Origin of the sequence: Sinomonas sp., assembly GCF_051955515.1 — a bacterium.
Lineage (GTDB): Bacteria > Actinomycetota > Actinomycetes > Actinomycetales > Micrococcaceae > Sinomonas.
In genome coordinates this window covers 1-7,357 of record NZ_JBQCGQ010000151.1, presented here as the reverse complement: position 1 = coordinate 7,357, position 7,357 = coordinate 1, and the positions used below count along the sequence as shown (strand labels likewise).

The window sequence follows — 7,357 nt, the reverse complement described above, 5'->3', positions numbered from 1 at the left end:
TGGCCGCAGGATTCGCGGAGCACGAGTTCGAAGTCGAGGTTGTTGATCCGCAGCACTCGCTCGGGCCCTTCGCCGAGGACGGCGTTCACGGCATCGCGGGCGATCGTGCGCACAGGCTGGGCGATCGAGGTCAGCGAGGGGACCGTGAACGCTGCGAGGTCGGTGCCCTCCGAGGTGACGACGGCGAGATCGCCCGGCACGTCGAGCCCGAGGTCGCGTGCGGCGCGGAGCACGCCGCAGGCTTGGGCGTCCGATTCGACGAGCAGTGCGCTGGGCCTTTCCTCGGGCTCCTTCGACGCCAACAGGTGCAGTGCCGCGGACTGGCCTCCCGCCCTGGTGAGCTCGGCGGAGACGATCCAGGCTTCGCGGTGCTCGAGCCCCGCGGACTCGAGCGCCCGCGACCAGCCTAGCTGGCGTCGGTTGGAGACCCTGGCGAGCCCGCCCCCGCCGATGAAGCCGATCCGCGTGTGGCCGTGCTCGATGAGATGCGCAGTCTCGGCGCGGGCGCTGTTCACCGCGAACTCCGGCCGGTCTATCACGGCAACGCGGGTCCCGAGCTGCTCGAGCGAGCTGAAGTCCTGCTCGGGCTCCACGCTCATGAGGATGATGCCGTCCACGCGCCGTTCGGCGAGGCTCTCGAGCTGATCGCGTTCGCGCTGGACGTCGAATTCGGTGGTGGCAATCAGCAGCTGAAAGCCCGCGTCGAAGGCCCTGGCATTGAGCTCTTTGGTGATTTCTGCGAAGTACGGCAAGGCAATATCCGGCAGCACCAGGCCCAGCGAATTCGTCTTGCCGGTCCGCAGGAACCTGGCCACGCCGTCGCGTCGATAGCCGAGTTCCTCCATGGCCGCCTCGATCCGGGCGCGCGCGTCAGCGGAGACCGGACGGGGGCCGCCGTTGAGCACGTAGGAGACGAGGCCCGGGGACACGCCTGCCCTGCGCGCCACGTCGTTGCGGGTGACAGCCATGCCCAGACCTTACGTCATGCGCGGTCTCAGGCGGCGATTCCGCGAGGGGGCGCACCCTGCAAAGGTGACGGCGCAACGAGGGGGCGCACCCTGCGGGGGCTGGGGTTCGAAGCGCGTTACGACTCGCGGTGACTGGTGGTCCTTTTTAGACCGTGAGAGCTCGCCAGTGGTGCAAAAAGCCCACAGACTGGCAGTCGCCGCCCGACCTACTCTGGTCCTTCACCCATCGTGGAGGAAGGGAAAGGATGCGTCTCGCGCTCATGCAGGCCCAGTCGGGGGTGCTCGACGTTGCCGGCAATCTCGAGCTCATCGATCGCGCGGCGGCCCAGGCGAGTGAGGCGGGCGCCGACCTTCTCCTGACGCCGGAGCTGTTCCCGGTGGGGTATGCACCGCGCCGGCTCCGAAAGGAACTCGACCCCGAAGCGCTTCCGGGAATCCGGGCATCGTTGGAGGAACTCGCACGCATCCACGGAATCGCTCTGCTGTACAGCCTGCCCGAGGTGGCTGAGGGGGAATGGCACATCACGGCCACCCTCGTGGACGCGAGCGGTGCCCGGCGCGCCCACTACGTGAAGGTGCACCTCTTCGGCGCCGCAGAGCAGGAGGTCTTCACCCCGGGAAGCGCGCCGCCTGTCGTCGCCGACTTCGGCGGGCTCCGGCTGGGCGTTGCGATCTGCTACGACATCGAGTTCCCCGAGACGGCTCGCGCTGCGGCCCTGCTGGGCGCGCACGCCCTGCTGGTCCCCACCGCGATGTCCACCGGCTATGAGAAGGTGCAGCGCCGGCTCATTCCCACGCGGGCCCTGGAGAGCCAGCTGTACGTTGCCTACGCCAATCATTGCGGGAGCGAAGACGGTCTCGAGCTGGCCGGGCTCAGCGTGATCGCTGATCCGTTCGGCGAGGTGGTGGCTCAGGGTGGAGCCGGGGCGGAACTGCTGTTCGCCGACCTGGACCCCTCGGCGACCGAGGCTGCCCGGGGCGACGTGCCCTATCTGAACGATCGTCGCCCCGAGCTGTACCGGGAGTGGAATCTCTAGAGGAAGCGAAGGGCCATCCAGAGCTCGGCCCGGACTCCGGCGTCATTGAGGTCCCTTCCCAGCAGCTCGGAGACCGCCCCGATATGCCGCCGCACGCTGTTGCGGTGGAGTCCCAGCGCCGACGCCGACGCATCCCAGGAGCCGTTTGCCTCGAGCCACGCGTGGAGCACGCGGAGGAGGAGTTCGCCGCGAGGCGCACTGACTTCGGTGAGGGGAGCGAGCAGCTCCCGCGCGAGGAGCTTGCCGGCTTCGGGTGGGAGGAGTGCTGCGAACGACGGCGCCACCTCCTCGGCGCTGATGCTCCGCCGCTCGTCCAAAGCCCTGGGCAGCACCGAGAGGGCCTGCTCGCGCAGGCCCGAGTAGGCGCCGGCAGCCGTGGTCGCGACCTCCGCCCCGGGACTGACCGCCACAACGTACCCGGCCTTCTCCGCGGCCGCGAAGGACTCCGCCGACGGGTGTATCCGAGTCAGGGCCACGAGGTGTCCGCCTTCGTGGATGACGAGTTTGGAGTCCCAGAGCCGCCGCCACTGCAGCACCTCGGGTAGGGTGTCGAGGCCGCCCAGGCGGGCCGCCGGTGCCGATTCGGCCTTCCATTCGGGGCGAGCGCCGACGACGACGCGCAGCGGCGCCCGGCGCGGCCCACCGACGCTCTCGCCGAGCAGGCGTTCGGCGAGCTGTTCCGGCAGCCCTTCGGCTCCGAGCAGCAGGGCGGTGGCGAGCTGGCTCGGCGAGAGGTCGCCAGCCGTGCGCTGGCGGGCGAGGACTTCCAGGAGTCCGACGGCGGTCGTGACAATGCTGTGCTCGGTCGGAGCGAGGGGGCGCGGAACGATCAGGACGAGCGCGCCGAGGGTGGCCTCCGAGGCCCGCCCGGAGGCGTGCCCACTCCGAAGGGGGAAGGAGACTACCTCGCCGGATTCGGTCCCGCGGTGCTCGACGCGGGCGCCGGAGCCCGCGAGCGTCGCCTCGAGCAGGTCCGCGACCGCCGAAGCCTCGTCACCGTGGCCCTTCCATGAGCCCGCGGTGAAGCGGAGCTGGCCGCGCGCCCCGTAGAGCTCGAGCCGTGCTCCGACCCGCCGCGAGAGTGCCGTGAGGAGATCCTGTTCGGGCCTCGCGCCCAAGACCGAGCGCAGGAGCTGGCGGCTCATGTCCGCGACATCGCGGAGCATCCGGGCGCTCTCGGATTCGAGCAGGCGCGAGAAGGTCAGCCCGATTGCCGCGAACGGCAGGGTCGGCGGGACCTCCCACAGCGTGAGGCCATGCCGGGAACACGCCTCGACGAGGTCTGCCGGTACTTCGCTGAAGTACGGCTCGAGGCCGAATCCGAGCGCCGAGACCTGCGCCGCCACGAGTCGGCGCACGAAGGCATCTGCATCCACGGCCTCCGTGCCCTGACGCCGGAGGGGGAGGCCGGAGGTCAGCAGCAGCTCGTGGTCGAGAAGATACGGGGTTGGGTCGTCGAGATCGCTCGGCTCCACCCAGCGCAAGGGCTGGTCCCCGGCGTCGTGAATCACCCGGATGTCGTCAGGCAGCTGCGCCAGAAAACCCGAAACCGTGAGGCTGTGCCCTTCGAGGACCGGTGCGTTGAATCCCACAACGCTCTATTCTAGGTCACTTTGCACCGAGCTGAGAGCTGCCTCACACGCCTAGCCTTGTGTGCGGACATCGACACCTACACAGATAGAGGCTGTCCCATGAGCACGTTGACTGAGACGCGCGAGGACTCGAAGACGAGCCTTGCCCGCCAACTCCTCCGCCGCAAGTCCATCGTCCAGATGGAGTCCGAGGCCGCAGATCACCGCGGCGGCACCCTCCGCCGCAGCTTCGGCGTCCTGCAGCTGACCATGATCAGCGTCGGCGCCACGCTCGGAACGGGGATCCTGGTGATCCTCGGCGAGGCGGTCCCGGTCGCTGGTCCGGCCGTCTGGATCTCCTTCGTGGTGGCCGGCGTCGCCGCCCTGCTCTCCGCCGTCAGCTACGCGGAAATGGCGGGCATGGTCCCCGTGGCCGGCTCGAGCTATTCGTACTCGTACGCCACGATGGGCGAGGGCATGGCGTGGGTCTGCGGCTGGTGCCTGGTCCTCGAGTACGCGGTCTCCGTTGCGGCCGTCGCGGTCGGGGCCGGCCAGTACGTCAATGAGACCCTGAACGTGATCGGCGTCCAGCTTCCCGACGCGCTCTCCCAGCCACCCGGGGGAGGCGGGATGCTGAACATCCCAGCCTTCGTCGTCGTCCTCCTCGCGACCCTCCTCCTGGTGCGCGGCGCGAAGGAGAGCGCGGTGGTCAACACGGTGATCGTGGCCGTGAAGATCGTGATTCTCGTCTTCTTCTGCGCGGTGGCCTTCACGGCCTTCGATGCCGGCCACTTCGCCCCGCTCATGCCCATGGGCGCCGCAGGAGTGAGTGCTGCCGCCTCCAAGGTCTTCTTCTCCTACATCGGCTTCGACGCCGCCTCCACCGCAGGCGAGGAGGCGCGCAACCCGAAGCGGGACATGCCGCGGGCGATCCTGCTCTCCATGCTCATCGTCACGACCCTCTACGTCCTTGTGGCCGTCGCCGCGATCGGCGCGAAGGACTGGCAGTGGTTCGGGGACAGCGAGGCCGCGCTCGTCCAGATCCTCGACCAGCTGACGGGGCAGGCATGGATCGCCGTCGTGTTCGCCGTCGGCGCGGTCCTGGCCATCTGCTCCGTGGTGCTCACCGTGCTCTATGGCCAGACACGCATCCTCCTGACCATGTCCCGGGACGGCCTGGTCCCGGCCATCTTCGGGCGGGTCTCGCCCAAGACCGGCACGCCGGTGGCGGGGACTTGGATCGTCGGAGTCCTGGTGGCCCTGACCGCCGCCTTCGTCCCCCTCGGGGCCCTCGCCGACGCGACCAGCATCGGCACCCTCTTCGCCTTCGCCCTCGTGAATATCGCGGTCATCATCCTGCGCGTGAGCCGGCCCGGGATGGCCAGAACGTACCGCGTTCCGCTCTTCCCGATCGTCCCGGTGCTCGGAGCCCTCACCTGCGCGTTCCTCATGGCCAATCTGGACGGCATCACGTGGCTCGTGTTCGGGGCGTGGATGCTGATCGGCATCGTTTTCTACTTCGCCTACGGCCGGCGCAACTCCCGCGTCGGAACCCAGGCCGAACCCCAAGACCAGGAGGCACTCGCATGACCATGGCAGCCCAGCCCGCAGACTTCAGCCGGCCAGACGAGTCGGGGTTCCCCGTGACCATGCTGAACCCCGACTTCCCGTTCAGCTACGACCACTACCTCGCCCACCCGGCCGGGCTGGGAAGTGTGCCCGAGGAGCTGCATGGGACCGAGGTCGCGATCATCGGGGCAGGACTTTCCGGTCTCGTCACCGCCTACGAGCTCATGAAGCTCGGCCTCAAGCCCGTGGTCTATGAGGCCGACCAGATAGGTGGCCGCCTCAGGACGGCGGCCTTCTCAAGTGCCGCGGAGGTGACCGCCGACCTGGGCGGCATGCGCTTCCCTGAGTCCGGCCGAGCGCTCTACCACTACATCGACCTCCTCGGCCTCGAGACCCGCGAGTTCCCCAACCCGCTGGCTCCCGCCACCTCGAGCACTGTCATCGAGCTCGCCGGCGAGAAGTTCTACGCTGAGACCTCCGCGGACCTTCCGGAGTTCTTCCACGAGGTCGCGGCCGCCTGGAAGGCGGCGCTGCGCGACGAAGCGCACTTCGACCAGATGCAGGACGCCCTCCGCACGCGCAACACGGGGCGGATCAAGGAACTCTGGGATTCGCTCGTCGAGGCCTTCGACGAGGAGAGCTTCTACGGCTTCATCGCGAACAGCAAGGCCTTCAAGGATGCCGGCTTCGCGCACCGTGAGGCGTTCGGGCAGGTGGGCTTCGGCACCGGTGGGTGGGACACGGACTTTCCGAACTCGATTCTGGAAATCCTCCGTGTCATCTACACCGACGCCGACGACCGTCACCGGCTCATCGTGGGCGGAGCGCAAAGGCTCCCGGAGGCACTGTGGAACCATGCGCCGTCGGACATAGCGCACTGGCCCGCGGGTACCACCCTCGCCTCGCTCCACGGCGGGACGCCCCGCGGCGCCGTCGGGCGCGTCGCCCGTTCCCACAGCCAGGCCACCCCGCCCGGGGAGAGCGCACCGATCATCGTCGCCGAACGCTGGGGCAAGGAGCGCAGCTATCCGGCCGTCGTCGCGACCTGCCAGTCGTGGCTCCTCTCCACCCGGATCGACACGGAGGAGGAGCTCTTCCCGGCCGAGCACTGGACCGCGATCGAGCGCTCGCACTACATGCAGTCGTCGAAGACCTTCGTCATGGTCGACCGGCCCTTCTGGAAGGACCTCGATCCCGCGACGGGCCGAGAGACCATGTCGATGACCCTCACCGACCGGCTTAACCGCGCGACCTACCTTCTCGACAACGGCCCCGACAAGCCCGGCGTCATCCTGCTCTCCTACACGTGGAACGACGACGCCCTCAAATGGCTCGCCCTCGACGGCGAGCAGCGGGTGGAGCTCATGCTGCACTCGCTCGAGAAGATCTATCCCGGAGTGGACATCCGCAGCCACATCGTCGGCCAGCCGATCACCGTCTCCTGGGAGGCGGATCCCAACTTCATGGGCGCCTTCAAGGCCAACCTTCCGGGCCACTACCGCTACCAGCAGAGGCTCTACACCCACTTCGAGCAGTCAGGGCTCGATGCCGGGCACCGAGGCATCTTCCTCGCGGGCGACGACATCTCCTGGACGGCCGGCTGGGCGGAAGGCGCCGTGAGCACCGCCCTCAACGCCGTGTGGGGCGTGGTCAACCACCTCGGCGGCGCGTCCCACCCGGAGAATCCGGGGCCCGGGCAGTTCCTTGCCGACCTGGGTCCCGTGCGGCTGGGTTAGCGGGAGCCTCGGCGGGTGCGGCCGCGCGCCGCACCCGCCGAGGGGGCCAGTCAGCCGAGCAGGGAAACGTCCCGGACGGCTCCCTTGTCGGCCGAAAGTGCCATCGCCGCGTAGGCGCGCAGCGCCGTCGACACGGTGCGCTCGCGGTTCTTCGGCGTGAAACCGCCGTTCGCCTCGAGCCGGGCGCGGCGCTCGGCCAGGACCTCGGGGGCGACATCGAGGTGGATCCGGCGCTCGTGGATGTCGATCTCGATCAGGTCCCCGTCCTCGACGAGGGCGATCGTTCCGCCCGCGGCCGCCTCGGGGGAGACGTGGCCGATCGAAAGGCCGGACGTGCCTCCCGAGAAGCGGCCGTCGGTGATGAGCGCGCACTGCGCGCCCAGCCCACGGCCCTTGAGGAACGACGTCGGGTAGAGCATTTCCTGCATCCCCGGGCCTCCGCGGGGCCCTTCATAGCGGACGACGACGACGTCCCC

The 7,357-nt window shown here is 69.0% G+C and carries 5 protein-coding genes and 1 pseudogene; 3 read left to right on the top strand and 3 right to left on the bottom strand.

Translation table 11 applies throughout. The features are described 5' to 3' along the window. A partial coding sequence (locus tag ACTHL9_RS08470) for a LacI family DNA-binding transcriptional regulator (RefSeq protein ID WP_440518411.1) occupies window positions 1–968 on the bottom strand: 968 nt, incomplete at its 3' end. Between the two features lie 245 nt (window positions 969–1,213). Here ACTHL9_RS08470 and ACTHL9_RS08465 point away from each other — a divergent pair. Beyond that, window positions 1,214–2,005 carry a carbon-nitrogen hydrolase family protein gene (locus ACTHL9_RS08465; RefSeq protein ID WP_440518410.1) on the top strand — a complete coding sequence of 264 codons (792 nt, stop codon included), beginning with the start codon at window positions 1,214–1,216 and terminating at the stop codon, window positions 2,003–2,005. Here ACTHL9_RS08465 and ACTHL9_RS08460 read toward each other — a convergent pair. After that, window positions 2,002–3,597 carry a PucR family transcriptional regulator gene (locus ACTHL9_RS08460; protein ID WP_440518409.1) on the bottom strand — a complete coding sequence of 532 codons (1,596 nt, stop codon included), beginning with the start codon at window positions 3,595–3,597 and terminating at the stop codon, window positions 2,002–2,004. The genes ACTHL9_RS08465 and ACTHL9_RS08460 overlap by 4 nt on opposite strands. 99 nt (window positions 3,598–3,696) lie before the next feature. On the opposite strand from ACTHL9_RS08460, the gene ACTHL9_RS08455 reads away from it, so the two are divergent. Together ACTHL9_RS08455 and ACTHL9_RS08450 are read left to right on the top strand one after the other, a co-directional pair. Continuing rightward, the gene (locus ACTHL9_RS08455; protein WP_440518408.1) at window positions 3,697–5,166 is read left to right on the top strand and encodes an amino acid permease; all 1,470 of its coding nucleotides are present in this window, start codon (window positions 3,697–3,699) and stop codon (window positions 5,164–5,166) included. 2 nt (window positions 5,167–5,168) lie between these two features. Continuing rightward, window positions 5,169–6,881, top strand: coding sequence for a flavin monoamine oxidase family protein (locus tag ACTHL9_RS08450; RefSeq protein WP_440518412.1), 1,713 nt, complete (start codon window positions 5,169–5,171; stop codon window positions 6,879–6,881). A 50-nt stretch (window positions 6,882–6,931) separates the two neighbouring features. On the opposite strand, the pseudogene ACTHL9_RS08445 reads toward ACTHL9_RS08450, so the two are convergent. Continuing rightward, window positions 6,932–7,357: pseudogene (locus ACTHL9_RS08445) on the bottom strand (dihydroxy-acid dehydratase); the annotation flags it as partial.